Annotated in this window: 19 protein-coding genes; 8 read left to right on the top strand and 11 right to left on the bottom strand. The window is 40.1% G+C overall.

Translation table 11 applies throughout. The features are described from left to right. The first annotated feature begins 370 nt into the window (after positions 1-370). From NSTC731_RS06995 to NSTC731_RS06985, 3 genes are read left to right on the top strand one after another with little or no spacing between them, the layout of a single operon-like run. A complete protein-coding gene (locus NSTC731_RS06995) occupies positions 371-6,337 on the top strand; it encodes an AAA family ATPase (protein ID WP_445630176.1) in 5,967 nt (1,988 codons plus the stop codon). Further along, complete coding sequence (locus tag NSTC731_RS06990; RefSeq protein WP_445630175.1) at positions 6,337-7,884, top strand: hybrid sensor histidine kinase/response regulator; 1,548 nt, start codon at positions 6,337-6,339, stop codon at positions 7,882-7,884. The genes NSTC731_RS06995 and NSTC731_RS06990 overlap by 1 nt, the downstream gene beginning before the upstream one ends. 10 nt (positions 7,885-7,894) lie before the next feature. Beyond that, on the top strand, positions 7,895-9,124 hold the full coding sequence (locus tag NSTC731_RS06985; protein ID WP_445630174.1) for a glycosyltransferase family 4 protein: 1,230 nt from the start codon (positions 7,895-7,897) through the stop codon (positions 9,122-9,124). Positions 9,125-9,145: 21 nt separating this feature from the next. On the opposite strand, the gene NSTC731_RS06980 is transcribed toward NSTC731_RS06985, so the two are convergent. The 10 genes from NSTC731_RS06980 to NSTC731_RS06935 all read right to left on the bottom strand — a co-directional run bounded on the left by NSTC731_RS06980 (position 9,146) and on the right by NSTC731_RS06935 (position 16,673). Further along, positions 9,146-9,697, bottom strand: a complete 552-nt coding sequence (locus NSTC731_RS06980; protein ID WP_445630173.1) for a L,D-transpeptidase — start codon at positions 9,695-9,697, stop codon at positions 9,146-9,148. Between the two features lie 495 nt (positions 9,698-10,192). Continuing rightward, the gene (locus NSTC731_RS06975) at positions 10,193-10,807 is read right to left on the bottom strand and encodes a hypothetical protein (RefSeq protein ID WP_445630172.1); all 615 of its coding nucleotides are present in this window, start codon (positions 10,805-10,807) and stop codon (positions 10,193-10,195) included. A gap of 941 nt (positions 10,808-11,748) precedes the next feature. Next, positions 11,749-12,030, bottom strand: coding sequence for a hypothetical protein (locus NSTC731_RS06970; RefSeq protein WP_445630171.1), 282 nt, complete (start codon positions 12,028-12,030; stop codon positions 11,749-11,751). Further along, a complete protein-coding gene (locus NSTC731_RS06965) occupies positions 12,023-12,256 on the bottom strand; it encodes a hypothetical protein (RefSeq protein ID WP_094352841.1) in 234 nt (77 codons plus the stop codon). The genes NSTC731_RS06970 and NSTC731_RS06965 overlap by 8 nt, the downstream gene beginning before the upstream one ends. A 373-nt stretch (positions 12,257-12,629) precedes the next feature. Beyond that, positions 12,630-13,397, bottom strand: a complete 768-nt coding sequence (locus NSTC731_RS06960) for a ChaB family protein (RefSeq protein ID WP_445630170.1) — start codon at positions 13,395-13,397, stop codon at positions 12,630-12,632. 115 nt (positions 13,398-13,512) lie between these two features. Next, the gene (locus tag NSTC731_RS06955) at positions 13,513-13,692 is read right to left on the bottom strand and encodes a hypothetical protein (RefSeq protein ID WP_445630169.1); all 180 of its coding nucleotides are present in this window, start codon (positions 13,690-13,692) and stop codon (positions 13,513-13,515) included. A 31-nt stretch (positions 13,693-13,723) separates the two neighbouring features. Continuing rightward, positions 13,724-14,263 (bottom strand): Dps family protein, encoded by a 540-nt coding sequence (locus NSTC731_RS06950; protein WP_445630168.1) that lies wholly within the window; start codon positions 14,261-14,263, stop codon positions 13,724-13,726. Positions 14,264-14,512: 249 nt separating this feature from the next. Beyond that, positions 14,513-14,869 (bottom strand): hypothetical protein, encoded by a 357-nt coding sequence (locus tag NSTC731_RS06945; protein ID WP_445630167.1) that lies wholly within the window; start codon positions 14,867-14,869, stop codon positions 14,513-14,515. Positions 14,870-15,416: 547 nt separating this feature from the next. Beyond that, a complete protein-coding gene (locus NSTC731_RS06940; RefSeq protein WP_445630166.1) occupies positions 15,417-16,517 on the bottom strand; it encodes a glutamate-cysteine ligase family protein in 1,101 nt (366 codons plus the stop codon). A 24-nt stretch (positions 16,518-16,541) separates the two neighbouring features. Then, positions 16,542-16,673, bottom strand: a complete 132-nt coding sequence (locus tag NSTC731_RS06935; protein ID WP_445630165.1) for a hypothetical protein — start codon at positions 16,671-16,673, stop codon at positions 16,542-16,544. 231 nt (positions 16,674-16,904) lie between these two features. Here NSTC731_RS06935 and NSTC731_RS06930 point away from each other — a divergent pair, with 231 nt between their 5' ends. From NSTC731_RS06930 to NSTC731_RS06915, 4 genes are all read left to right on the top strand, one after another. Continuing rightward, the gene (locus tag NSTC731_RS06930; RefSeq protein ID WP_445630164.1) at positions 16,905-17,582 is read left to right on the top strand and encodes a Mo-dependent nitrogenase C-terminal domain-containing protein; all 678 of its coding nucleotides are present in this window, start codon (positions 16,905-16,907) and stop codon (positions 17,580-17,582) included. Between the two features lie 258 nt (positions 17,583-17,840). Beyond that, complete coding sequence (locus NSTC731_RS06925; protein WP_445630163.1) at positions 17,841-18,620, top strand: DUF928 domain-containing protein; 780 nt, start codon at positions 17,841-17,843, stop codon at positions 18,618-18,620. Positions 18,621-18,697: 77 nt separating this feature from the next. Further along, positions 18,698-20,917 (top strand): CHASE2 domain-containing protein, encoded by a 2,220-nt coding sequence (locus tag NSTC731_RS06920; protein WP_445630162.1) that lies wholly within the window; start codon positions 18,698-18,700, stop codon positions 20,915-20,917. 287 nt (positions 20,918-21,204) lie between these two features. Then, on the top strand, positions 21,205-21,510 hold the full coding sequence (locus tag NSTC731_RS06915; protein WP_322673668.1) for a hypothetical protein: 306 nt from the start codon (positions 21,205-21,207) through the stop codon (positions 21,508-21,510). Between the two features lie 550 nt (positions 21,511-22,060). Here the strand turns inward: NSTC731_RS06915 and NSTC731_RS06910 are convergent. Further along, on the bottom strand, positions 22,061-22,510 hold the full coding sequence (locus tag NSTC731_RS06910) for an orange carotenoid protein N-terminal domain-containing protein (protein WP_445630161.1): 450 nt from the start codon (positions 22,508-22,510) through the stop codon (positions 22,061-22,063). Positions 22,511-22,760: 250 nt separating this feature from the next. On the opposite strand from NSTC731_RS06910, the gene NSTC731_RS06905 reads away from it, so the two are divergent. Continuing rightward, complete coding sequence (locus tag NSTC731_RS06905) at positions 22,761-24,515, top strand: N-acyl-D-amino-acid deacylase family protein (protein WP_445630160.1); 1,755 nt, start codon at positions 22,761-22,763, stop codon at positions 24,513-24,515. Positions 24,516-24,706: the final 191 nt, after the last annotated feature.

The raw sequence follows: 24,706 nt of genomic DNA, 5'->3' as shown, positions 1-24,706 counted from the left end.
ATGGGTTGCGGTTTGACATCATATCCCTAAATCTCTTGGATATATATAGTGCCAATCTTAAGGTGGCACTCTACGGAACTCCTGTCTACTTTTGACTTCGCCAACAGCGTCCATTAGTACTTGTGCGCGCTTTTTTGCTCAACAGACTTTTCAAACAGCTAAGTTCACGTCCTGCGGTCACGTGCGATCAACGCTGGGTTATGAGCCGCAAACTTAATATTTTCAAATGTTGAGCTTTATTTAGCCTTAGAGAACTTATGAGCTGGTTGGGAATGCTAAAGAAAGCACTTGATTGTCCTTTTGTTTGACAGTTATAGATAACGTTCATTAGCATCATGCCCAGTTCATCGTATTACTTAGGCTTAGAAAAATGATACCTGTCCTTCCCGGTTACAACTTTATTGAAGCTCTGCATGAAGGTGTGAATACTGTTATTTATCGCGCTTCCAAGCAGTTAGATCGAAGCCTTGCGATCGTTAAAGCCCTGAAAGCCGAGTATCCCAGCCTCGAAGAACTAACCCGACTCAGACATGAATATAAAATATCGCAGACATTAATAGATATAGAAGGAATTGTCAAGTCCCTAGCTTTAGAAAATCATCATAACGGTTTAGCCTTAATTTTGGCAGACTTTGGTGCAGAATCTCTGAAAAAGTATATTAGCGATCGCCAATTATCATTAACTGAATTTCTCACAATAGCCATTCAGCTAGCATCCACTCTCACTCAACTGCATCAAGCCAAAATTATTCATAAAGATATTAAACCTGACAATATCGTTATTAACCCAAAAACCGGGCAAGTTAAAATTATCGACTTCAGTATTGCATCGCGGTTAGAAAAAGAAAATCAAAGCATCAGCAATCCCAATTTATTAGAAGGCACTCTCGCCTATATGTCACCGGAGCAAACCGGAAGAATGAATCGGTCAATTGATTACCGTACCGACTTCTATTCTTTAGGCGTTACTTTTTATGAAATGCTGACAGGTTCGCTGCCTTTTAATGCCGCTGACCCTCTAGAATTTGTTCATTGCCATATTGCCAAAACACCAATAACCCCTCAAGAGTTCAATCCCAAAATTCCTTCAGCGGTTTCTGACATTGTAATGAAATTGTTAGCTAAAACCGCTGAAGATAGATATCAAAGCTCTCTCGGACTAAAAGCCGATTTAGAAACCTGTCTGACTCAGTTGCAGACGGATGGCGAGATTTCTCACTTTATTGTCGGTCAATTAGATTCATACAGTCAATTTTCGATCCCGCAAAAACTCTACGGACGGGAAATAGAAGTTGCTACTTTGTTAGAAGCATTCGATCGCGTCAGTTCTGGTAGTACAGAAATGATGCTAGTTTCTGGTTACTCAGGCATCGGTAAATCTTGCTTAGTTTACGAAGTTCACAAACCAATTGTCCGCCAGCGGGGTTATTTTATCTCCGGGAAATTTGACCAGTTCAAGCGGAATATTCCTTTTGCTTCTTTAATTCAAGCATTCAAAGATTTGATGCGGCAATTGCTAACAGAAACCGACGAGCAAATCGCTGTTTGGAAATCAAAACTAATAGATGCTCTTGGCTCCAACGCTCAAGTGATTATAGACGTTATTCCCGAATTAGAACGGATTATTGGCCCGCAGCTAGCAGTTCCTCAATTAGGATCGTCAGAATCACAAAATCGATTTAATCGGGTGTTTCAACAATTCATTCATGTATTTAGTCAACCCGAACACCCGCTAGTTTTGTTTCTGGATGACTTGCAGTGGGCGGATTCAGCTTCCCTCAAGCTGATCCAGTTAATTATGACCGACCCAGATAGCCAATATCTATTGCTAATTGGTGCATATCGAGATAACGAAGTAAATGCCACTCATCCTTTTATTCAGACCTTAGAGGAGATTCAACAGACTGGTGCGATCGTAAATAACATTATCCTCCAGCTATTGGATATCGCTCACGTCAATCAGTTAGTAGCCGATACTCTTCGTAGCGAACTTTTAAAGGTAAAGCCGCTAGCTGAGTTAATTTTTACAAAAACCCAAGGCAACCCCTTTTTCTTAACTCAGTTACTCAAATCTCTTTATCAGGATAACTTGTTATTATTTGACTTCGAGCGCGGTTTGTGGCAATGGAATATTGAGTTTATTCAGGGAGTTAATATAACTGATAATGTCGTTGAATTGATGGTCAGTCAAATTCAAAAACTATCTGAAAAAACCCAGAATGTGTTAAAGTTTGCCGCTTGTATTGGAGACAAGTTTACTTTAGATATGTTGGCAATTATTAATAAAACATCTCAGTCAGAAACAGCAGCCGATTTGTGGGAAGCTCTGCAATCAGGTTTAGTTCTACCCCTCAATAATTCCTACAAAACACCGCTCGTTTTCGACTCAGAACAAATGGAGACTGAGAATAAGCGATCGCCCATTACTCAGCCCCCATCACCCATTACCTATAAGTTCTTACACGACCGGGTACAGCAAGCGTCTTATTCTCTCATTCCAGACGATCGGAAAAAACAGACTCACCTAAAAATCGGCGAACTATTACTAATACATACCTCGGAAACGGACATTGAAGAAAACATTTTTGAAATTGTCAACCAACTAAATGTTGGTGCCGAATTCATTACCCAACAGCCTCAAAAAGATAGACTAGCTCAACTCAATCTTATAGCTGGACAGAAAGCAAAAGCAGCAACAGCTTATGAATCATCTGTTAAATATTTAAATGTAGGTTTGGAACTTCTTACAGCAGATAGTTGGCAATGTCAGTATGACATGACACTCAACCTCCATGTAGAAACAGCAGCAGTAGAATTCCTCAACACTAATTTTGAGCGAGCAGAAATGCTTTCTGATGTAGTTTTGGCACGGGCAAAAACCCTGCTCGATCGAGTCCAGGTGTATGAGACAAAAATGCAGTTTTATATTGCTAAAAACCAAATGCAAGCTGCGTTAAATACTGGAATGCAAGTGCTAAAAATGCTAGGGTTGCCTTTATCAGAAAACCCCCCAATGAGACTGACTAGATTGAATTTAGGAGGAAAACGGATTGAGGATTTAACAGAATTGCCAGAAATGACTGATGTTTATAAATTAGCCGCACTGCGAGTCTTAATCAATCTGATTCCTCCGGTTTATATTGCAGCTCCCGAACTTTATCCCCAGGTCGTTTTTAAAATGACCAATCTCTGTCTCAAATATGGAAACTCTCCTCTGTCAGCTTATACGTATGTACTTTATGGAATGTTCCTATGTGGCGCTTTTGAAGACATGGATTCTGGCTATCAATTTGGTCAGCTAGGCTTAAAGCTGTTAAATCAATTTAATGCCAAGGAGATGACAGCGAAAATTTATGAAACATTTAATTATTTTATCAGACATTGGAAAGAGCCAGCTATTAATACTATAGAACCGTTAATTGAGGGTGTCCAAAGAGGGCTGGAAACAGGAGATTTAGAATATGCTTCTTATTCGGCTTGTTTTTATTGTACGCATTTATTTTTTATCGGTGAAAATCTAGAAATAGCTCTCCAGAAACAGGCGCATTATATTGCTTTGATGCAAAGAACAAAACAAGAATTTCAAATTATTTATGCTAAGATAGTCCGACAAACAGGTTTGAATTTAATTAAAAAAACGGCTGAACCATATAGATTAATTGGCGAAAGTTTCGATGAAAATAAAATGTTGCCAATTCTGATAGATAGCAATAATTATATGGCTATTTATCCTATCTATGTTTCTAAACTGATTCTGGGTTATTTATTTAAAAATTACGATCGCGCTGCTGAGGATGCCCTGCTGGCAGAAAAATACGAACAAGGTGGACGAGCGTTGATGTACAAAGCCGAACACAAGTTATACTCCTCTCTGACTCTCTTAGCTTTGTATCCCAGTGCATCAAAAAGCGAGCGCCAAGAATATCTCAGCCAAGTGGTAGCGCAGCAGAAAAAAATGAAGCAATGGGCGTTGCATTCTCCTGCAAACTATCAGCATAAGTACGATTTAGTGGAAGCAGAAAAGGCGCGAGTATTGCAACAAGATGCCAAAGCGATCGCGTTTTACGATCGAGCCATAACTGGAGCCAGAGAACATGGATATATTCAAGAAGAAGCCCTAGCCTCGGAACTAGCAGCAGAGTTCTATTTTGCTTGTGGGAGAGAGAAAGTTGCTAATACCTACCTCAACGATGCCTACTATGGATATGGTTGCTGGGGAGCGAAGGCAAAAGTCAAAGACTTGGAAAAAAGATATCCTCAACTATTTCGGATATCAAAGCGCGAAACCGTCAGTACAAACGTGACTCGGATAATTAGCTCTACGAGTGAAAATGCTTCAGACTCGCTGGATTTAGCCACAGTTATGAAAGCATCTCAAGCTCTTTCTGGAGAAATAGTTTTGAGCAATTTGTTAACTAAGTTAATGACAATTGTGCTAGAAAATGCTGGCGCTCAAACAGGCTACTTAATTTTAGAAAAATCAGGAGATTTGTTAATAGAAGCATCAGGAGCAGTAGATAAAACTGATGTAACTGTGCTACAAGAAATCCCAGTATCAACTAGTCAGCAGTTGCCAATTTCACTGATTAATTATGTAGCTCGAACTAAAGAAAATGTTGTCCTCAGCAATGCAACTAGTGAAGGAACATTTACCACAGATACATACATCGCCACCCATAAACCTAAATCGGTTTTGTGTACACCGCTCATCCATCAAGGAAAACTTAGTGGCATTCTTTATTTAGAAAATAATCTTACCATTAGTGCATTTACATCAGATCGCTTAGAAGTATTACAACTGTTATCTTCGCAAGCAGCAATTTCCATTGAAAATGCTCGTCTTTATAAAGACTTAAAATTAGCCAACACTAACTTAGAAGCTAAAGTACAAGAGCGAACTTTAGAGTTACAGGAAAAAAATGTGCATTTGCAAAAAGCAGAAGAAATCGCCCAATCAGCCAACCGGGCTAAAAGTGATTTTCTTGCCAACATGAGCCATGAACTGAGAACACCACTTAATGGCATTTTGGGTTATGCCCAAATCCTCAAGCGTGAAAAAAGTTTAACTAACTCACAAAAAGATGGTGTGAATATTATTCATCAGTGTGGCGACCACCTCTTGAATCTGATCAATGACATTTTAGACCTCTCTAAAATTGAAGCGAGAAAAATGGAACTCCACCTAACGGATTTTCATTTTCCAGAATTTCTCGAAGGCATTGCCGAAATCTGCCGTATCCGTGCCGAACAAAAAGGTATTTGCTTAATTTTTGAACAGATTACTCAACTTCCTACAGGTGTCAAAGCTGATGAAAAACGGTTACGGCAAGCTTTGATTAACTTACTAGGTAATGCCGTTAAGTTTACTGAAACTGGAGGCGTGGCTTTCAAAGTCGGCTATCAGGAAGGTAAAATTCGGTTTCAGGTAGAAGATACAGGAATTGGTATGGCACCAGAGCAATTAGAAGAGATATTTTTGCCATTCCAGCAGGTAGGAGATCGCGATCGCAAAGCAGAAGGAACAGGATTGGGACTGGCAATTACCCGCCAATTAGTTCAGATGATGGGTGGCGAAATCCAGGTGAAGAGTACTTTAGGGAAAGGGAGCGTTTTCTTCTTTGATTTAGATTTACCTGAAGTTTCTCAATACGCTGATGTTGTCAAAAAAGTGCAACGAAACATCCAAAGTTTTAAAGGCGATAAACGGAAAGTTATTGTCGCAGATGATAGAGCAGAAAATCGGGCAATCTTGGTTAAGATGCTATCGCCTTTAGGATTTGAAATTATGGAAGCAATAGATGGTCAAGATTGCCTCAATAAAGCATCTGAATCGAATCCAGATTGTATCTTAATGGACTTGTTGATGCCTCAAATGAATGGCTTTGAAACTACCCGTCGCATTCGGCGATCGCCTGAACTAAAAAATGCGATCGTCATTGGCACTTCTGCCAGTGTTTTTGATTTCGATCTCAACAAAAGTAAAGAGGCGGGTTGCAATGATTTTCTACCTAAGCCTATTCGCATAACAGAGCTTTTAGAAAAGTTACAGTATCACTTAAAACTGGAATGGATTTATGATGATGGAGAAACTCAAGTATCTAAAGTTAATCAAGCAGAAAATTCTCAGCAATCATTGGTAACTCCTTCGACAGAGGAAATAGCTACTCTATTGAATTTAGCAATGAAAGGCGATCTTAAAGGTATTGTGGAGCGAGTTAATCAATTGGAAGAAATGGATGTGAAATATGCGCCTTTTTCTCTAGAGTTGCGTCAATTAGCTAAAGGTTTTCAGGTTAAAAAAATCCGTGAAATTTTAAAAAATATAGGAGTAAATTAATGAGTATTTCCAACATTGAAAATGGCATTATCTTAATTGTTGATGACAACCCGACAAATTTAGGAGTGTTATTCGATTTCTTGGCTGATTCTGGCTTCCAAGTTTTAGTAGCGCAGGATGGCGAGGATGCAATTGAACAGGTTGAATACGCTCTTCCCGATCTAATTTTATTAGATGTACTCATGCCTGGTATGGACGGGTTTGAAACTTGCCAGCATTTGAAAGCTCAAGAATCAACGAAAGATATCCCCGTAATCTTTATGACGGCGCTTTCTGAAACGGTGGATAAGGTTAGAGGGTTGAATCTTGGGGCAATAGATTATATCACTAAGCCGCTTCAGCATGAAGAGGTTTTAGCCCGTGTCAAAATCCATTTAAGCATCCGAAATCTGACGAAGAAACTGCAAGAGCAAAATGTGCATCTAGAGCAGGAGATTCAAGAGCGAACTAAGGCAGAGAACGCCCTCTTAAAACTGACATCTGAGTTAGAAGAACGCGTGGAAGAAAGGACATCTGCACTTGAGCAATCTAATCAGCTGCTGCAACAGGAAATTCAAGAGCGCATTTGTACAGAACAAGCATTGCAAGAATCAGAAGCACGCTATCGAGAACAAGCCAATCGCCTAGAACTCGCCTTTCGCCAACTTCAACAAACTCAAAGCCAACTGGTTCATAGTGAAAAAATGTCCAGTCTGGGACAATTGGTGGCAGGTGTCGCCCATGAAATTAACAATCCTGTCAACTTTATCTATGGAAATCTGACTCACGCCTATCAATATACCCAAGACTTGCTCGACCTCTTGAACCTCTATGCCAAGTACACTCCCTCACCTCTACCTGAAATTCAAAAGCTGACTGAGGCGATAGATTTAGAATTTTTGAGTGAAGACCTGCCCAAATTGCTGAGTTCGATGAAGGTTGGGGCTGACCGCATCCGCGAAATTATTCAGTCGTTACGGATTTTTTCCCGCGTCGATGAAGCCCAAATGAAGCTGGTAGATATTCACGCTGGACTAGATAGCACGCTGCTGATTTTGCACAATCGCTTTAAAGCCAGTTCTAACCAACTAGGTATTCAACTCGTTAAAGAGTATGGCGATCTACCGCTTGTGGAGTGTTATGCAGGACAACTCAACCAAGTGTTTATGAATCTACTGGCGAATGCAATTGATGCTTTGGAGGAGTATGATAAAGAGCGATCGCCCCAAGAAATTTACTTTTGCCGCAGCACGATTCGGATTCGCACCGAAGTAACTGACAATGAGTTTGTGACTATTAGGATTGGCGATACTGGCCCTGGTATGACAGAGGAAGTACGCGATCGCCTATTTGACCCCTTCTTTACAACAAAACCCGTAGGTAGAGGTACGGGTTTAGGCTTGTCGATTAGCCAGGAAATTGTTGTTTCTAAACATGGTGGTCAAATAACGTGTATTTCAGCACCCGGTCAGGGAACAGAGTTTATGATTAAAATTCCGCTGCGATCGCACCCTTTAGAATTGACTTTGGCTGCACCTTCCTATTTTGGCTCAACCAAAAACTTTTGAAGACGCTGATATGAACATTTTAATGCTATCTTCCACCTTTCCTTACCCAGCAACGCGTGGAGGAACCCAAGTTAGGACATTTAATTTACTCAAGTACTTGAGTCAACGTCATACTGTCACCCTCGCGACTCAACGCGAGGGTGATGTTACAGACGCAGAAGTAGCAGGATTACGCGATTGTGTAGATCGTTTAGCTATTTTTGAACGCCCGCCAGATTCCCAAACCACGGGAATATTGCAGAAAATACAGCGATTTGGCAGATTTTTGCAGCAGGGAACACCGCCAAGCGTACTTAACCGCTACTCAGTTGAGATGCAAACATGGGTTAATAACTGGGTGGAAGCGGGAAAATGTGATGTAATTACTTGCGAACATAGCGTCAATGAGATTTATGTGCAGCCACATTTTCAGAAACAGCTAAAAACCATTGTTAATGTTCATAGTTCTGTTTACGCTACCTGTCAGAACCAATTAGCAACAGGCATTTCCGAAAATTCACTCAGAGACAAAATTAATCTGCCACTTTTGCGGCGTTATGAGCAAAACTACTGCGCTAAATTTTCGGCAATTGTGGCGACAACAGCAGAAGATAAAATTCAACTACAAGAATTTAACCCCAATAGTGAGATTACAGTTATTCCCAATGGCGTAGATTTAGTTTCTTTCCCCAAGCGTACCACCGATCCCGGAGGACATCGCCTAATTTTTATTGGTGCAATGGATAATTTAGCAAATATTGATGCTGTCTGCTTTTTCAGCAATGAAGTTTTGCCAGAAATCCAAAAATTGTATCCCGATACTACTTTCGATATTGTCGGTTCTCACCCAGTGGCAGAAGTTTTGGCACTTGATAAAAAACCAGGAATTAATGTGCTGGGGCGTGTACCTTCGATGGCAGAATATTTACATCAAGCCACCATCTGCGTTGTACCGATGCGGACTGGGTTTGGTATTAAAAATAAAACTTTAGAAGCAATGGCAGCTGGTATACCTGTAGTAGCCAGCGATCGCGGCTTAGAAGGATTAGCTGTAGATGCTGCTGGTTATCCATTACGGGCATTACGAGCCAATAAACCAGCAGAGTACGTCACCGCTATTAGTCAACTATTCGATCGTCCACATCTGCGTTCAGAATTGTCTCACAATGGCAGGCAACTGGTAGAAACAGAATTCACTTGGGATATTGCTGGTAAAAGCTATGAACAAGTTTGTCTTGCCAGAAGTAATACTAATCCGTAATTTGTCATAACCCTATATCAGCTATCGCACCACAGTAACTGGTGTTCCCATATTAACCTGATAGAATAATTCTCTAACATCGTTGTTGTACATCCGAATACAACCGTGTGAGGCAGCCTTACCTACTGAATCAGGATTAGGGGTACCGTGAAAGCCAACCCAATTTTTACCGTTTGTCCAAAATCCAATCCAGTATTTGCCAAGCGGGTTTTCAGGGTCTCCTCCTGGGATAGCTTTACCTGTAAAAGGGTTTATCCAAGTAGGGTTTTCTAACATTGTACGCACTCGAAAATTACCAATTGGGGTTTCCCAGTCTTGGCGACCTACTGCTATGGGATAACTTTTAATTCGGTTTTTTCCTCGATATAGGGTTACTCGACGGTTGCGAAGGCTGATCTCTAGGTGAAGAGGTTGAATAATTAAATTATTATTAATATAAGCCGTTTGAGAGACTAAATTCTTGGTTGAAGTATGAGAAGGAACTCTTAGTTCAGAAGCTAAAGACATAGCCGGATTAAAATTTAATCCAGATGCACAAATAAAAATAACTAATTTATCTAATTGCTTAAACATTTTCAAATTTTAAATTCTGCCTCTCAATATTTTAGTACCAAATTAATTATCAATTATTTAATTTTTGAGCTGATTATACTCTGTACTTATTTGAGGTATCATTCTGATGAATAGACTATAAGACTCATATTTGATTTCTGAAAAAACTCAGTACACCCCTAAATCACTTTTTTCCTGTTCCACGTTCCCTGTTAAGAGTTCCCTCCCTATCGCGCTTGCGCTGCGCTTCTCTGCGAGACGCTTTGCGAACGCGCGCCACGCAAATATGTTCATTAATCAAATCGGATTCCTATAGTCTAGGATTAGATATGTAATTTTGTGAGGAAGGTAAAACAAAATTGTCAAAAGTAGTTGCAGTAGAAATCGAATCAATTGACATAGCATCTCATCTTTTCTACTGCATTTACTGTTGATAACAGTCATGATTTGAGATCATCTAAGTAGAGGAAGCAAGCTTAACAAGCTCTCTAGCCTGTATCGTATAGGGCTAAGAAATTACCAAAGCGCTCTGACACCTCCACCAGTGTTTTGTCCACCTGTAGTGTTGTTACCTCCTGTATTGTCCTGCGTTCCGGTAGTGCCATTATTTGGATACTGCTGCGTTCCGGTAGTGCCATTATTTGGGTACTGCTGTGTTCCGGTAGTGCCATTATTTGGGTACTGCTGTGTTCCGGTAGTGCCATTATTTGGGTACTGCTGTGTTCCAGTACCATTATTTATTCCATTAGTGCCATTATTTGGGTACTGCTGTGTTCCAGTACCATTATTTATTCCATTAGTGCCATTATTTGGGTACTGCTGTGTTCCAGTACCATTATTTATTCCACTAGTGCCATTATTTGGATACTGCTGCGTTCCACTAGTACCAGTTCCACTACCACTAGTGCCATTATTTGGATACTGCTGCGTTCCGGTGGTAGAATCACCTCCTGTAGATTGCCCTGCTTGAGAGTACAATCTATCACCTATGGGGGCTTGACTAGTTTCCAAATTTCTAGAGATGGGTTGGGGCAGAGCGTATACTGGAAGACTTATTAAAGCACCAGTACTAGCAACTCCCACGAGGCTAGCAAGCATTTTGAGCAAATTTTTACTGTGGTTTAAGTTCATTGGTATCTCCTGAAGCTGAGTTTGAAGTTAAATGGTTTTTATGCTAGTAAGCAATTTGTTGAAATATAGAAAAAGTTTTTCTATTTCTCAACTCTAAGCAAGGATTTCAATCAAAAGTATTGAGCCGATAAGTTGTTATTTAATTAACTAAGTTAGCTGAATTAATTCTCTTACCCTTCTGCCTAAGGTATAGTCTGGTATTAAATTAATTTGTGATAATTTAAACAGTATTTGTTTAGTTTATTGTTAATTAATCTATTTCTTTAGATATATGTTTAATGTACTACTTTATTTATTAAAAAATAATTTTTTAAATTTCATATAGCGTTTCCTAATCTAGCGAGGCTTAAGAGGATGTTTGAAAAGTTATGATTGATGTATCAAATATTTTTTACCCCACCCTAACCCTCCCCTTGTAAAGGGGAGGGAACTGGATTTTTCGGTTTCCCCCCAATACATCGGGGGGATTAAGGGGGGTGATTAAAATCACAGCCAACCACTTTTCAAACAACCTCTAACCTCACTCTCAACCTCTCTTTTTGGTAAAGCTATCCATTACCCAAATCGTGAGTTTTTTACTTTTACTAAAGAGTTATATATTTTAAAATAAGCTAATTGATATTTTCCGAGAAGAGCGGATTTGTTTTGTTTATAATCTCATCAATGACAGTTATCGAAAAAGGCAGAGGGCAGAATGAATACTGTCTTCTGCTCTCTGCCTCATGCCTTCTTCAATTAGATAACTTGAGAATCCTTTTGATTTTTTATTAGTAAATAAAATGCGTTTGCCCTACCACTAACTCTAGATAAATTGTTATTGTTGTTTATTGTCTTTTTGAAACAAATGTGCGGAGACGTTGTAATACAACGCCTCTACATCAGCCGTGCAAATTATCTTATCTAAATCGTATTGGTTTTTAGTTAACTGGTGAATAAACACGTCAATTATTGTCAAATCTAGTCGAACAACCTAACACAAGTAATTTCTTCTGCTTACGCTTCTTCTTATTTTTGAGAGTAATCAAATAATTATCAACGTAGCGAAAAGCAGCTGCACCGTCGTAATCAGCAATGGCTATAGCTTGCAAGAAAACCTTTGAGGGAATTTCAAACCCTAAATATTTTTCTGTTAAGATTAATAAATCTTCATTTGTGGCAGGAAAGGTAGTTTCTTCTGTATCTTCGGAATCAGAAAATATATCATCAATTAATGCTTTATACACTTTGTACCTCCCCAAAAGCATAAGATGCAAAGCCTGTAATGAAATTTAGCTGCTGATCGCGAGTTTGTAAGTTAACTGGGAGTTCAGTACCAGCACATCCGATTTCCCGTAAAATTTCCAAACAATAAGCACCGAGTTGAGTGTATGGAGCTTGCTCTAATTCTTGAGCTACTTCTAGAGCCATCTCCAGATTGACTTGGATAACCGTCTTTACAGGGTTGGTCATAAATCCGCCCTCATAAACTGGATGCTCTAAGTTTTGATCGCAAACACAAATAGCGTAACGGTGTTTTTGCGGAATTTATGAAGAGGAGAAATTAAAGTATCAGCGCATTTGCGGTAATGTACCCAAAATTATGCAAACTAGACCCAGAGTAGGCAATTTCTATCTAAGTGCGATCGCCTGCCAAAATACGTATAAATATCTACAATTATTCCCAGATTATTGCCAATATACTTACTTTTTGTGGGGTAAGCCACAAAACCCACCCCACAATATCGGATAATTTATTTGTTATAAATCATTGATATCTAGTCTTGCACAGTAGTTCCACAACAGAAGCAAGAGTCAGTGTTTTGACTTCTACCTCCTGCCTTCTTCAGGCTTTGACCTTAGCTTTAGACCAGACACCATTTTCATCTTCTTCGTATTGTTGGTGAATAGTCTCCCAAGCAGCTTGTTCGGCTGTGAACTCGTCACTTTTTTCATTGAGTACAGCATTATATCGTTCAATGAATGTACTCTGAGCTTCATCAGAAAGATGAGCGCGAACTTCAGGAGACAAGTCTGCTGGACTGTTACACTGTCCAGAACAAGGACGAGCCAGAGTTTTCTCAATCGTGTTAATTTCTTCGCCACCAGCACTTTCGAGCAGCAATTGAAATTCGCCAGTGCGATCGCTCGGAACTTCTGCCATCACGAAAAATTCGCCAGCTTGTAAGCGAGTTTGGTAGACAGCTGCTTTATCTTCTGGCATTCCCAAAGTAGTCAGAACCGATACTAGACCGGCACCTGCACTACCTGCGATCGCTCCACTAGCAGCCCCCAATAGCACTGCACTAATAGGCCCTGCTGACACGATTGGGCCGACAAAGGGAATAAACAATAAGCCTACACCCGTAAGCAAGCTGAGAAAGGAACCAAACAAAGAACCAAAAACTGCTCCTGTTCTCAAACCTCCCACTATCACATCTTTTTTACTAATAAAGCCAGCAATTCTGGTTTCCGACTGGAAATTTCTGCCCATGACCGAAATATGATCTCTAGGCACACCCCTGTCTAGTAAACGTCGAATCACATCATCAATTTGCTTCTGTTCTTTAAATACAGCAGAAATAGTACGTTCTGCTTTGTATACTTCTGACACTTAAAAACTCCTTGTACTATCTTGTTTTTGCAATGAAGATGACCAATCAATTTTTATATTGTTAGATTGATTGCACCGATCGGGATGAGCCACTGCACTAGACAGATTCCCCAGCCTACATAAATGAACCAGCCGCGTAGGCGGAATTCCGACTTGAGCGGACTGGCGTTAAGTGGGATTGGCGCATGAACCAATTTTCAATTCCCAAATTGGCAAGGTGAATGAGTAGATCCAGGCAGATTAATTCTTTCACATCAATTGAGGGAGGAATCGATCCTCCCTCAATTGATTTCACATACAGCCTTCACTAACTCAGATGTTATGAGCTATACACCTACGGGAGTCTTAGTCCCTGCTGTTGGCTGTCTGCCATCTGCATCTAGTGCCTCGCCTTCAATAAATGAACGCAGCATCCAAGCTATTTCTTCATGCTGTTCGAGTAGTCCAGTCAAAAAGTCGGCAGTTCCTTGATCGTGGAACTTTTCACCAGCCTGATCTACATGGTCTCTCAAATTACGAATAACCTGCTCGTGATCGTCCACTAAATTAGCTACCATCCCTGTTGCTGTGGGCACATTACCACCATGTTCCTTAAGGGTAGCAAGCTTGAGAAATCCTTCCAATGTACCAACTGGATAACCGCCCAAAGCGCGAACCCGCTCTGCCAAAGCATCAATATTTAAAGTCAGCGTTTGGTAGTGTTCTTCCCAAAGCTGGTGCAAAGAGCGGAACTGAGGGCCAACGACATCCCAGTGATACTTTTTGGTTTTCACCAGCAGTAAATAGGCATCTGCTAAATCCTGATTCAACAGATTAATTACACCTTGACGCTGTTCGTCTGTCAAACCAATGTTTATCGCACGCATTATTTTCCATCCCTAAGCAAACTTATTTATTAACTTGCCAAATTTTCCACATAATCCACATCAACCAAAGGAAACATTATGAGTTTAAATTAATCATCACATTCCATAGCTATACTTACACCTTAATAGGGATGAACATATTTTTATATTTAATTTCAGTTGCGATCGCCACATTAAAAAGTAGTAATGGGTGACTGCTTTCATGCAATCACCCATTACTACCAAAAAATTACTAAGATACTAACTCTGTTATTTACCTGTAATTTTGTCAAATAATTTATTTGCTTTTTCTTCGATAGTTCTTGCACCCTGAGAATTTTCAGGACGCTTCTGCTTATCAATATCAGCGGCTCCCTGAACCTCATTAAGTCCTTCGTTAGCCTCCTTTTGAGTCTTTTCCAATCCTTCTGGTGGTTCTTTAGCGGCTTCGTCAGTTTTGCGCTGAATGTCAAGCAGTTGTGTAGTACCTTCAGTAGGGTTACTTGGGTCGGTACCAATTGCAAAAGCAGGAAAAGCATTAGATAATAAGACTAGGGCACAAGTAAAGGCCACTACTAAAAAACGTACTGGACGTAAAAAAGATAAAACAGAAGTAATCATCTTCATTTGAAATCCTCCATAACAGCTTTAACAACGCAGAACTTTTAGTGAAAGAGCGAAGCATATACCTTTACTTACTCAGCAATTTTAAGCAATAATAAAACTGGCAAGCTCCGCTTCAACTTAGAAGTTCTTGAAAAACGAACCTGACGAAGAGATTTTTTGTATTTCTGCATCGAATTAGTAAGGGATAATAAGCAAATACCACCTTAATTCTTTAGCAAAATTATTAGATTTCATAATTGAAATCCTTCATTTCAGTTCCCTGTTTACACTTTTACTTTGAAAAAGCTAGGGTATGCATCAATCTCTAGAATGAATTTTACTACATCTTTAGTTAGAATAAAATCAGTCTCTAGGTATATCGACTTAATCTAGTTTTTTCAAGCTAAGGCTATACTATTTATGTTCAGTTAGCTGGACTTTATCAAATTAAAGGAATTGCAGGAAGATGCACTTTATAGGACATTTGTAAAGGATAAATTTATATAATTATATAAAGACTCTGCTTAACCCCTTCTAATAAATAAAAGGAGAAAAATAAATCTTTTTTTTAAACTTGATAAGTCTGCCTTATAACCTCTTCTATTGAATTTACGTGATGAAACATTTCTATTAATTCATGGGATCTTGTTTTTCGCTTTTCCAGCAGCACTTTTAAGGGCGTTAAATAATGAACATCTGGGTCATCTCCTAAAGCAACTTCGGCTGCTTGGAAGATTTTTGTCGCATTTTCAAAAATATCTTCGTTTTCAAACGCTTCTTTTGCAGAAAGTTGGTGTAACGCTGCATCGGGTGCAGTTGCTCTACCCAGTAAGGTTTCATCTAACACCAAACCTTTCAATAATACCAGCAAAGCTGCATAGATTAAAAAATTATCACAACTATCACAAGCCTTAAATTCGATGCGTCCCACTTCCGCCGGAATGCGGGCAATTTTTGTTAAGGCAGGTATGCTATGAATAAGTTGTTCTTCTTTTTGAACAAAAACCAGAGTAGCTGGTCTTTTGCCAGTTCTGATAAATGTTCGTACCGATAGTCCATCCCATAAACCTCCATTATAAAAGGGAGAGCTATAACTAAAAGGAACGATATAGGGACTGTAATAAGTGAATTTTCTGCCAATATCAATTACATCTTCAGTTGACAAATCTGCCACGGAAATATTTAAATCTGGCCCATAAGATACCATGTGAATATTAGCAGTTTGTTCGTCAGGATAAGCTTCTAGCTGTTTAATTTCATAATTGTTTAATGGGGGTTGAGGCTCAAAAGCTGGATTGTAGGGATTAAAACTTACCAAAACTGGTGATAAGCCAAAGTCAGCGGCAACCTGACGTAGCAAGTTAAAACTTTCTGATAATTCAGTAATAGCGCCTAGAATATTAGAATGGATAGTTGTTCTAATTTCAATACCTTTAACATGACAGTCTATGACTTCATCAGAATCCGCAAATCTTTCAAATCCCTCAATGTACCATCTCTTCATTTTAATACCCGCATCGCCAACGCGGAGTTGAGGATAGTCACTGGGGTATGTAGGTAGCCTTGCAATAATTTGATTGAAATCAGCAAATTTTGTGTGGGAGAAATCAGCAAATTTTCCCTCATTGTTCAAAAAAGCGACTTCATGTTCAATGCCAAAGAAAAACATTATATATACCTTAATTTTTTAGAGTTAACCTAATTTCACTAATGCCAAGCGATCGCAATTCCATAGAGAAGTAAGTAACATCAGTAAACGATTCATTAGAGAAAAGCGTCGGCGATATTTAGCTAGCAGGTTCGCATACTTAGAAAACTCCATCATTCTGTGGCGCAAATTACAGTCTTGAACCTTATAAATATTTGAGATACTCCAATCGAATTCACTTTAAGTATAAAAATTCTCAATAATCGTACAAATGAATTTTACCTTAAGACCGACTATTGCGATTTGAAAACTTCTCTGATTTATTTTTCTGTGCTGCTTCCACTATCTTCATAGTCACTGGTTAGGGTAGCGTAGTAGTGACTGAGGAAAGCTTGAGACATAGAGTTTATGACAAGTACCGTTCAATCCCCCTACAGCAGCGAACAGATTGCCGCTTGGTTGCGTGGACTGCTTACTATTGCTTGGGCTGATGGTAATTTTGACGACCAAGAACAGGAATTAATTGCCAGCATCACCGAAAATGAATTAGCTCCTAAAATTAAATTTGACTCACTAGAGGTAATTACGCCAGAGGAATTAGCCGCAGCGTTGGGTAAAAAGACACCAGCAGCAGAAAATTTCTTAAGGACAGCGATAATGGTAGCGATCGCAGATGGTACTTATTCTCCCAGCGAAGATGAGGTTCTGCAACAGTTCTGTCAAGCTTTGGAACAGCCACAGAAGTTACTCGAAGCCCTTCGCCACACTCTGGAATACCCACAGCAAATTACCCCCACTATCGCCAGCACTGGGCTGACAAAGCGTCAAATCAATGCCCTACACCCCCTGCAAGACTGGCTTGATGGGCTAGATATCCAAGACCCAAGAGTAGCCCGCTTTTTGTGTAAAATGATTCCCGCCCAGTGTCCCTTTGAACGGGATGTCACCCTATTTGGACGCAAGATTGTGCATATTCCACCGATGTGTAAAATTAACCCCTTATATGAGCAACTGGTAGGCTTACGTTTCCGCGCCCTCTCCTATTTAGCAGATAAATGTGGTGAAGATGTATCGCCATATATTTGAGTAGGGAAGCAGGGGAGCAGGGGAGCAGGGGGGCAGAGGGGCAGGGGAGACAAGGAAGACAAGGGGGACAAGGGGGAATTATTGAACAAGTCTCCCTTGTCTCCTCCTCTTCCTCGTCTACCTTGTCTCTTGTCCATGCCCAATGCCCAATGCCCAATGCCCAATAAATAGTTCTGTAATTGAGTGAAAAATCTAACTCTGCTTTTGGGAATACTTGATTTATTCACCTGACTAATCTAGAACTCAGGCATTATCAATATGAAATGGATGAAACCATCTTTATATTTTGTACCCTTTTCCTTACCTTTGTATTTGCTTTCTGCTTTAACAGCAGAGGTACAAGCTCAGTCGTACCATGCCAATAAAACTTGGCAAATTAGTCAAACATTTAAACCACCACAGCGGGGAAAACTTCCCGCAAGTGCTGGTGGTTCTACCCGTGGTAGCTCTTGCCTAAAAGGCAAACAACTAATAACTCCCTTAATACCTCCAGATAAATTAGGGCTGACATTTGCTCAACATCCAACATTTTTCTGGTATATACCTCCATCTCAACTCAAAACAGCCAAGTTTTTGCTTTTGACTGAAGACCAGAACGTATTTTATGAAACCTCTTTTACACTTCCAAATAAATCGGGAATTATTAGCTTTAAACTTCCTGACAGTGCCCCTGCACTCGCTGTAGGTAAAACTTATCATTGGTATCTAACAATTATTTGTGATAATCAAGACAATAGTGAAAATCCGACTGTAGATGGTTGGGTGGAACGCACTCAACCAGGAGCAACTTTGTCAGAGGCGTTAGCAAAGGCGAATTTGTACAAGTTGCCCACTATCTATGCAGAAGCTGGGATTTGGCATGAAGCGCTGACTAGTTTGGTGCAGCTACGCCGGACTGAGCCGAATAATTTCAAAGCGAGATTGGATTGGAAACAATTTTTCAAGTCTGTAGGTTTGAGTGCGATCGCTTCCGAACCATTGATTGATTGTTGCACATTTACGAAAGAAGGGCACGAGGCATTGGGCAGAGGGCATTAGGCTGAGGAAAAATTCTTAACTCCTAACTCCTAACTCCTAACTCCTAACTCAGCACTCAGCACTCAGCACTAAATATTATGTGGACAAAGCTGAAACCGCACATTTGGCAATGGTGGGGTGTTTTACTTGCTGTTCCCAATATTACAGCCCTGGTGATTGCAATACGCTTGACTGGATTACTGCAATTGTTGGAATTGGCAGCACTAGATCAATTTTTTCTTCTTCGTCCAAGAGAATCGGCTGATACCCGCATTGTCATAGTTGAGATTAATGAGGCAGATGTCCGCAAGCAGGGACAGTGGCCTATGCCTGATGGAAAACTTGCTAGTTTGTTAGAAAAAATCAAACAGCAAAAACCCAGAGCGATTGGTTTAGATATTTATCGTGATTTACCTGTAAATCCCGGTCATCAAGACTTACTTAAGGTGTTTAAGTCTACTCCTAATTTGATTGGAGTCCAAAAAGTCTCTGATACTATTGATAGTTCGGCGGTTGATTCATCTCCAGAACTGAAGAAACTTAATCAAGTTGGGTCGAATGATTTACCTATAGATGGAGATGGCAAAATTCGGCGAGCATTATTGTACGTAAATTTAAATAATGACGAGATTCTGGAAAGTTTTGGGTTAAAACTGGCATTGTTGTACTTGAAACCTGAAGGTATTACTGCCAAGCCATCGGCAACTAACTCTAATTACTTGCAGTTAAATCGGGGTATTTTCCCAATTTTTGAACCTAATGATGGAGGTTACGTCCGAGCTGATGCTGGAAGCTATCAAGTGCTGTTGAATTACCGAGGACGGATAGAGCAGTTTACTAAAGTTTCTCTTACTCAAGTGCAAGAGAATCTCATTCCACCAGATTTAATGCGAGACAAGGTGGTACTAATTGGTGCTACTGCTGAAAGTTTAAAGGATCTATTCTATACACCTTACAGCAGTAATGTGTTGACCGATCCGGAACGGATGGCGGGTGTGACAATTCATGCTAATTTGATTAGTCAAATTTTAAGTTCGGCAATGGAAGGCCGTCCATTAATTAAGTGTTTACCTGACCCGCTAGAATGGCTATTAATTTTGATCTGGTCAATTATTGGTGCTAGCTTGTGTTGGCTGCAACGCCACAGTAGCAACCAAAAAATCCTCATGGCTGTTAGTGTTTTATTCGCAGGTGGGGGTTTAATTGGTGGTAGTTTTCTGGCGTTTTTGGCTGGTTGGTGGATTCCCGTTATACCTTCATTGCTGGCTTTTGGAGGTTCTGCGATCGCACTTACTCAGTATATTGCCCAAAGTGCTACCGAGATGCGAAAAACCCTCGGCCGCTATCTAACTGATGAAATCGTCGCCAATATCTTAGAAACTCCATCTGGGTTAAAGCTAGGAGGAGAACGCCGAAAGGTTACAGTTCTCGTATCTGATTTAAGAGGATTCTCGGCTATTTCCGAACAATTGCCCCCGGAAGAAGTAGTAAAGATTTTGAATCTTTATCTGGGAATAATGACAGATGTGATTAACCAGTATAAAGGCACGATTAATGAGTTCATGGGTGATGGGATTTTTGTGGTGTTTGGTGCGCCAATTAGTCGCAAGGATGATTCTCAACGAGCCATCGCTTGTGCGATTGCCATGCAGTTAGCAATGCAGCAAGTGAATGAACAAAATCAGCACATGAATTTCCCAATTCTGGAAATGGGAATTGGGATTAATACAGGAGAGGCTGTAGCGGGAAATGTTGGTTCTCAAAAACGCGCTCAATATACAGTTATTGGCAGTCATGTTAATTTGGCTGCTCGAATTGAATCTTATACAGTGGGAGGACAAATTTTAATTTCCGAAAATACCTGTAAGGATGCCAATATTGACCTACAAATTGCTGGGCAATCACAAATAGAACCCAAGGGCATAAAACACCCTGTGACAATTTGTGAAATTCGTGGCATTGGTGGTAAATATAATTTATTCTTGCCTAAATATGATGAAGAAATGATCGTTCTTACTCAAAAAATACCTGTAAAATACTCCATTTTGCAGGGAAAACATGCAGTAGGAACAGTATTTATGGGTGAATTGATTAGCCTCTCAGAAAAAGGAGCGCAGCTGCGATCGCCACATTCTTTAGAACTCTTGAGTAATCTCAAACTCCAGTTATTGATTGAGGCAGAAATGGCTACAGAAGAAGATATCTATGCCAAGGCAATCGAACAGTCTAATGTTGACGAGCATCTTTTTCTGCTTCGGTTTACAGCAGTTCCCCCAAAAGCGATCGCAATTCTCAATGCACTGCGTCAACTAGGGTGAGATGAAAGCATCAATCTTGAAATGATAACAAATGGAGGTGTATGTAAATAGGGTAAACCGAAAAAGTAGGTAGTATAGCTTTTTCTAAAACAGTAACAATTGTTGCTGATACAATCAAGCGATCGCGGTAATATTTTGGACTTAAGCCCGATCTAACTCCAATAACTCATAATTTTCAACGAATAATTAATAATTCGTAATTTCTGCTATATAGCAACTCACTTGAGTTCTGGAGTTAAAAATATGATTTCTTCTAAAACTGAGATTCAATTACATCCTAAGAACAAATGACAAACGGAAACAAATTTCAAAGATTAGTAGAACTTGCAAATGATTATGGAATTATTTGCGAACCAACACCAGAAGAATGTTTGATTGCATCCTTGCCTGGAGACGATGATTTCTTATTAGCTTTTACTTGGTCTGGTACAGTTGAGGGAGAGCCGCCAGAGCATGAATTAATCGCAGTTAGCGTACAAGATATAGTCAAAGAAGTTACCGTTGCAGCTTGGCAGATTCCTTTTTATTTATTCGGAAACGTTTTAAGGCAAGCTCAGATGCTTGTCGCTGCTCACAAAGATTTTGTTAGCTAAGAGACAAGCTATTATCTCAAAACTGCTATCCCTGTCAACTGTCTGTGACAGGGATTTTTATTTCAACTACTGCTTTAAAGATTTAAGTAGGTAGACATAATTAAATATAAAATAAACTCCTAGTTTGTAGTGAGCGATTTATCGCTCAGAGCAAGGATAATCGGCACTAAAGTCCTTACTACAAACTTGAAATTTATTATGCCTAGATACTTATAAAATAAATCTGTTGAAAGCTTAAAAAGATCGCGATTGCTCGAAGTGTACTTGATTATAATGCGATCGTGCGGTTGGAAAAATCTAAATCAAGCGCTAGGGACGGAAGACCTTGTGCCCCTACAATCAATGTGGTTCAAATACATACCTGAAAACTGTTATAAAATGAGTCAACCGACAGATATTAACTTTCATCAAGACTACCGCAAAGATGAGCATCTCTGCGGTAGTTCTAAGTTAAGGTCTATTAAAGTAGAGTAAAAACAGCCAGGTCTAGCTTAATTTACTACTTTCAGTTATCCCCAATTCTAGAAAGTTTGAAAATTCTTGGACTTAACTAACCGAACGTTTCCACAACACTCAACATAAAATTAATCCGTTGCTCAAACTCCAGATTTTTGATCGATGCGACAAATTCATCCGTTTCACCAGGAAGTTGATAGTCGGAGGGCACTTGAATTATGCTTCCATCCTCCATTCCTTGTGCCAGCAGAAACCAAACGTCTAATTTGGCATTGGGACTTAGACTATTATAGGTTTGGCTGATATCGTTAGCTGCACCATTAATAATGTCGCGTTGTGCTTGCAGTTGCTCTTCTTTAGACAAGTCCAGGAATTTGTCAAACACTGCTTTGGCAGGCTGTTCAACGCTTGGAGGAGGTGCTGGTTGTAGCTGCTCTTTAAGATCGAGATAACCGAACCAAAGTAGGGCTAGCTGAGTATCTACATCAAAGCGTTGAAAAGTTTCTAAAGCTGGTCTTGTTGCTTCATCAATTGTGTAAGTCATAAAAAACTCCAACTAAGTTAAGGGTATTTTGCTTTCAACTTCATACAACTTAACGAACAAATACAGATAGATAACCCTACTTAGGGTAGGTATAGAACTTATTACATAAGACAGATATAGATAACTGAAATTGCTAGTTACAAAAATGCCTGCTTCGATGTATATGAAAGCTCTCAGCGATCGCTTGAAGGGGTTCCTGATTATGTAGTATAAGATGTAGCAATGAATATTTGCGTCATACTGTGGTGCGATGGCGTACCCGCCCACTGTAGGCGACATCAAAGGAAAACAAACAATCATGTTAGATTTGCTGATTCAAAACGGGTTAATTTTCGATGGCTTAGGCTCTCCACCTGTTCGCAGAGATATCGGCATTCAAAACGGACTGATTGTCACCCTCGCACCCTCCTTAACTACTCCAGTGCGTGAAGTGGTTGATGCTTCGGGGTTATGGGTGACACCGGGATTTATAGATATTCATACTCATTACGATTTAGAGTTAGAAATTGCACCAGGATTGAGCGAATCAGTGCGTCATGGTGTTACCAGCGTGGTTATTGGTAACTGTAGCTTGTCTGTTGCGATCGCCCAACCCCAAATCCTGGCTGATATTTTTCAGAGAGTAGAGACACTTTCCCATCGGCTGATTGCAAAATGGCTACAAAAGTCGGTTTCCTGGCAAACACCAGCAGAATATTTACAGCATTTGCAACAGTTACCCCTCGGCCCCAATGTTGCCCCAATGTTTGGACACAGTGCCTTACGCGCTCATGTGATGGGATTAGAACGCAGCTTAACTGTTCAGCCGACAAAATTTGAACTAAAACTTATGCAGCGCATAGCCAGAGATGCAATAGATGCTGGCTTTATTGGCATTTCTATTGATATGTTTCCCTGGCATCGGATGAGTGGAGAATGGCAAGGCTGCACAATTCCCTCTCAACACGCGAAATTTAAAGAATATGCAATGTTAGCGGATTTGTGTCGGCGGTGCGATCGCGTTTTTCAAGTCACACCCAATTTACAACGACTCGCTTCCTTTGTGGAGATTCTGCGGATGGGTTCAGGGATTGGACAAAAACCACTGCGGCTAACAGTTCTTTCAGCCTTAGATGCCGTACACGATCGCAATTTATGGCGAATATTTTCTCCCCTACTTTTTATTTGGAATCGGCTTCTAAATGGTAATGTGCGCTTTCAAACCTTAACCGAACCCTTCACCATTTACTCTGATGGATCTGTGACTCCCTTATTTGAAGAATTCTCCACAGGCGCACAACTCAATGGTTGTCAATCACGAGAAGAAAGGCAACAATTATGGGCATCAGAAATTTTTCGTCGTCAGTTTCGCCAAGAATGGCTCAGTAAATGGCGTAAATCATTCCATCGTCAGTTAGATTTAATGGAAGTTATTCACTGTCCCGAAGCAAGTTGGCAAGGGTTAAGTTTTGCCCAAATTGCTCGTCAAAAGCAACAAGAACCAGTGGATTTATTTATCCACGCATTACAAAAATACGATACAGATTTACGCTGGGTAGCGACGGGAGCGAACGATCGCTTAAAACCCCGTTTAGCGATGATGAAGCATCCGCATATTTTGCCTGGTTTTACCGATGCTGGCGCTCACGTGCGTAACCTGGGCTACTATGATGGAGCTTTGTCTTTGCTCAAACAAGCAGTTGCAACGAAATTTCTTTCACCGGAAGCTGCGATTTGCCGCGTTACCGGAGAACCTGCTGGTTGGTTTCGTCTTGATACGGGAGTTCTGAAAGTTGGTGCAAAAGCAGATATAGTTTTACTCGATCCCAATGCTTTAAATCAGCCAATTAGTCCGCAAGTGCAGATATCAGATCCAGTTTTAGATGGTGAACCTCGGATGGTTAAGCGCGGCTCAGATGAGATTGTGCAAGGGGTTTATATTAATGGAGTTCGGGTTGTTTGTAAGGGTGAAGTGAGCGATCGCTTGGGGCATGAAAAGTTGGGAACGGTTTTGTTTCCTTGTTGAATTATCTTAGAGGTTGTTTGAAAAGTGGTTAGCCGTGATTTTAATTGAATTACTACCCCCCTTAATCCCTCCTTTACAAGGGGGGAAACCGGAAAATTTAGTTCCCTCCCCTTTATAAGGGGAGGGTTAGGGTGGGGTAAAAAAATATTTGATATATCAACTATGACTTTTCAAACATCCTCTTACACAGA

The organism is Nostoc sp. DSM 114167, from assembly GCF_052692655.1.
This window is presented reverse-complemented; position numbering and strand designations above follow the sequence as displayed.

Excerpts from the sequence above, each read along its gene's own strand:
- NSTC731_RS06930 (WP_445630164.1), top strand. The coding sequence starts at position 16,905 with ATGACAAGTACCGTTCAATCCCCCTACAGCAGCGAACAGATTGCCGCT.
- NSTC731_RS06915 (WP_322673668.1), top strand. The coding sequence starts at position 21,205 with ATGACAAACGGAAACAAATTTCAAAGATTAGTAGAACTTGCAAATGAT.
- NSTC731_RS06965 (WP_094352841.1), bottom strand. The coding sequence starts at position 12,256 with ATGACCAACCCTGTAAAGACGGTTATCCAAGTCAATCTGGAGATGGCT.
- NSTC731_RS06925 (WP_445630163.1), top strand. The coding sequence starts at position 17,841 with ATGAAATGGATGAAACCATCTTTATATTTTGTACCCTTTTCCTTACCT.
- NSTC731_RS06990 (WP_445630175.1), top strand. The coding sequence starts at position 6,337 with ATGAGTATTTCCAACATTGAAAATGGCATTATCTTAATTGTTGATGAC.
- NSTC731_RS06905 (WP_445630160.1), top strand. The coding sequence starts at position 22,761 with ATGGCGTACCCGCCCACTGTAGGCGACATCAAAGGAAAACAAACAATC.
- NSTC731_RS06940 (WP_445630166.1), bottom strand. The coding sequence starts at position 16,517 with ATGTTTTTCTTTGGCATTGAACATGAAGTCGCTTTTTTGAACAATGAG.
- NSTC731_RS06945 (WP_445630167.1), bottom strand. The coding sequence starts at position 14,869 with ATGAAGATGATTACTTCTGTTTTATCTTTTTTACGTCCAGTACGTTTT.
- NSTC731_RS06920 (WP_445630162.1), top strand. The coding sequence starts at position 18,698 with ATGTGGACAAAGCTGAAACCGCACATTTGGCAATGGTGGGGTGTTTTA.
- NSTC731_RS06995 (WP_445630176.1), top strand. The coding sequence starts at position 371 with ATGATACCTGTCCTTCCCGGTTACAACTTTATTGAAGCTCTGCATGAA.
- NSTC731_RS06980 (WP_445630173.1), bottom strand. The coding sequence starts at position 9,697 with ATGTTTAAGCAATTAGATAAATTAGTTATTTTTATTTGTGCATCTGGA.
- NSTC731_RS06910 (WP_445630161.1), bottom strand. The coding sequence starts at position 22,510 with ATGACTTACACAATTGATGAAGCAACAAGACCAGCTTTAGAAACTTTT.
- NSTC731_RS06975 (WP_445630172.1), bottom strand. The coding sequence starts at position 10,807 with ATGAACTTAAACCACAGTAAAAATTTGCTCAAAATGCTTGCTAGCCTC.
- NSTC731_RS06985 (WP_445630174.1), top strand. The coding sequence starts at position 7,895 with ATGAACATTTTAATGCTATCTTCCACCTTTCCTTACCCAGCAACGCGT.
- NSTC731_RS06935 (WP_445630165.1), bottom strand. The coding sequence starts at position 16,673 with ATGATGGAGTTTTCTAAGTATGCGAACCTGCTAGCTAAATATCGCCGA.
- NSTC731_RS06950 (WP_445630168.1), bottom strand. The coding sequence starts at position 14,263 with ATGCGTGCGATAAACATTGGTTTGACAGACGAACAGCGTCAAGGTGTA.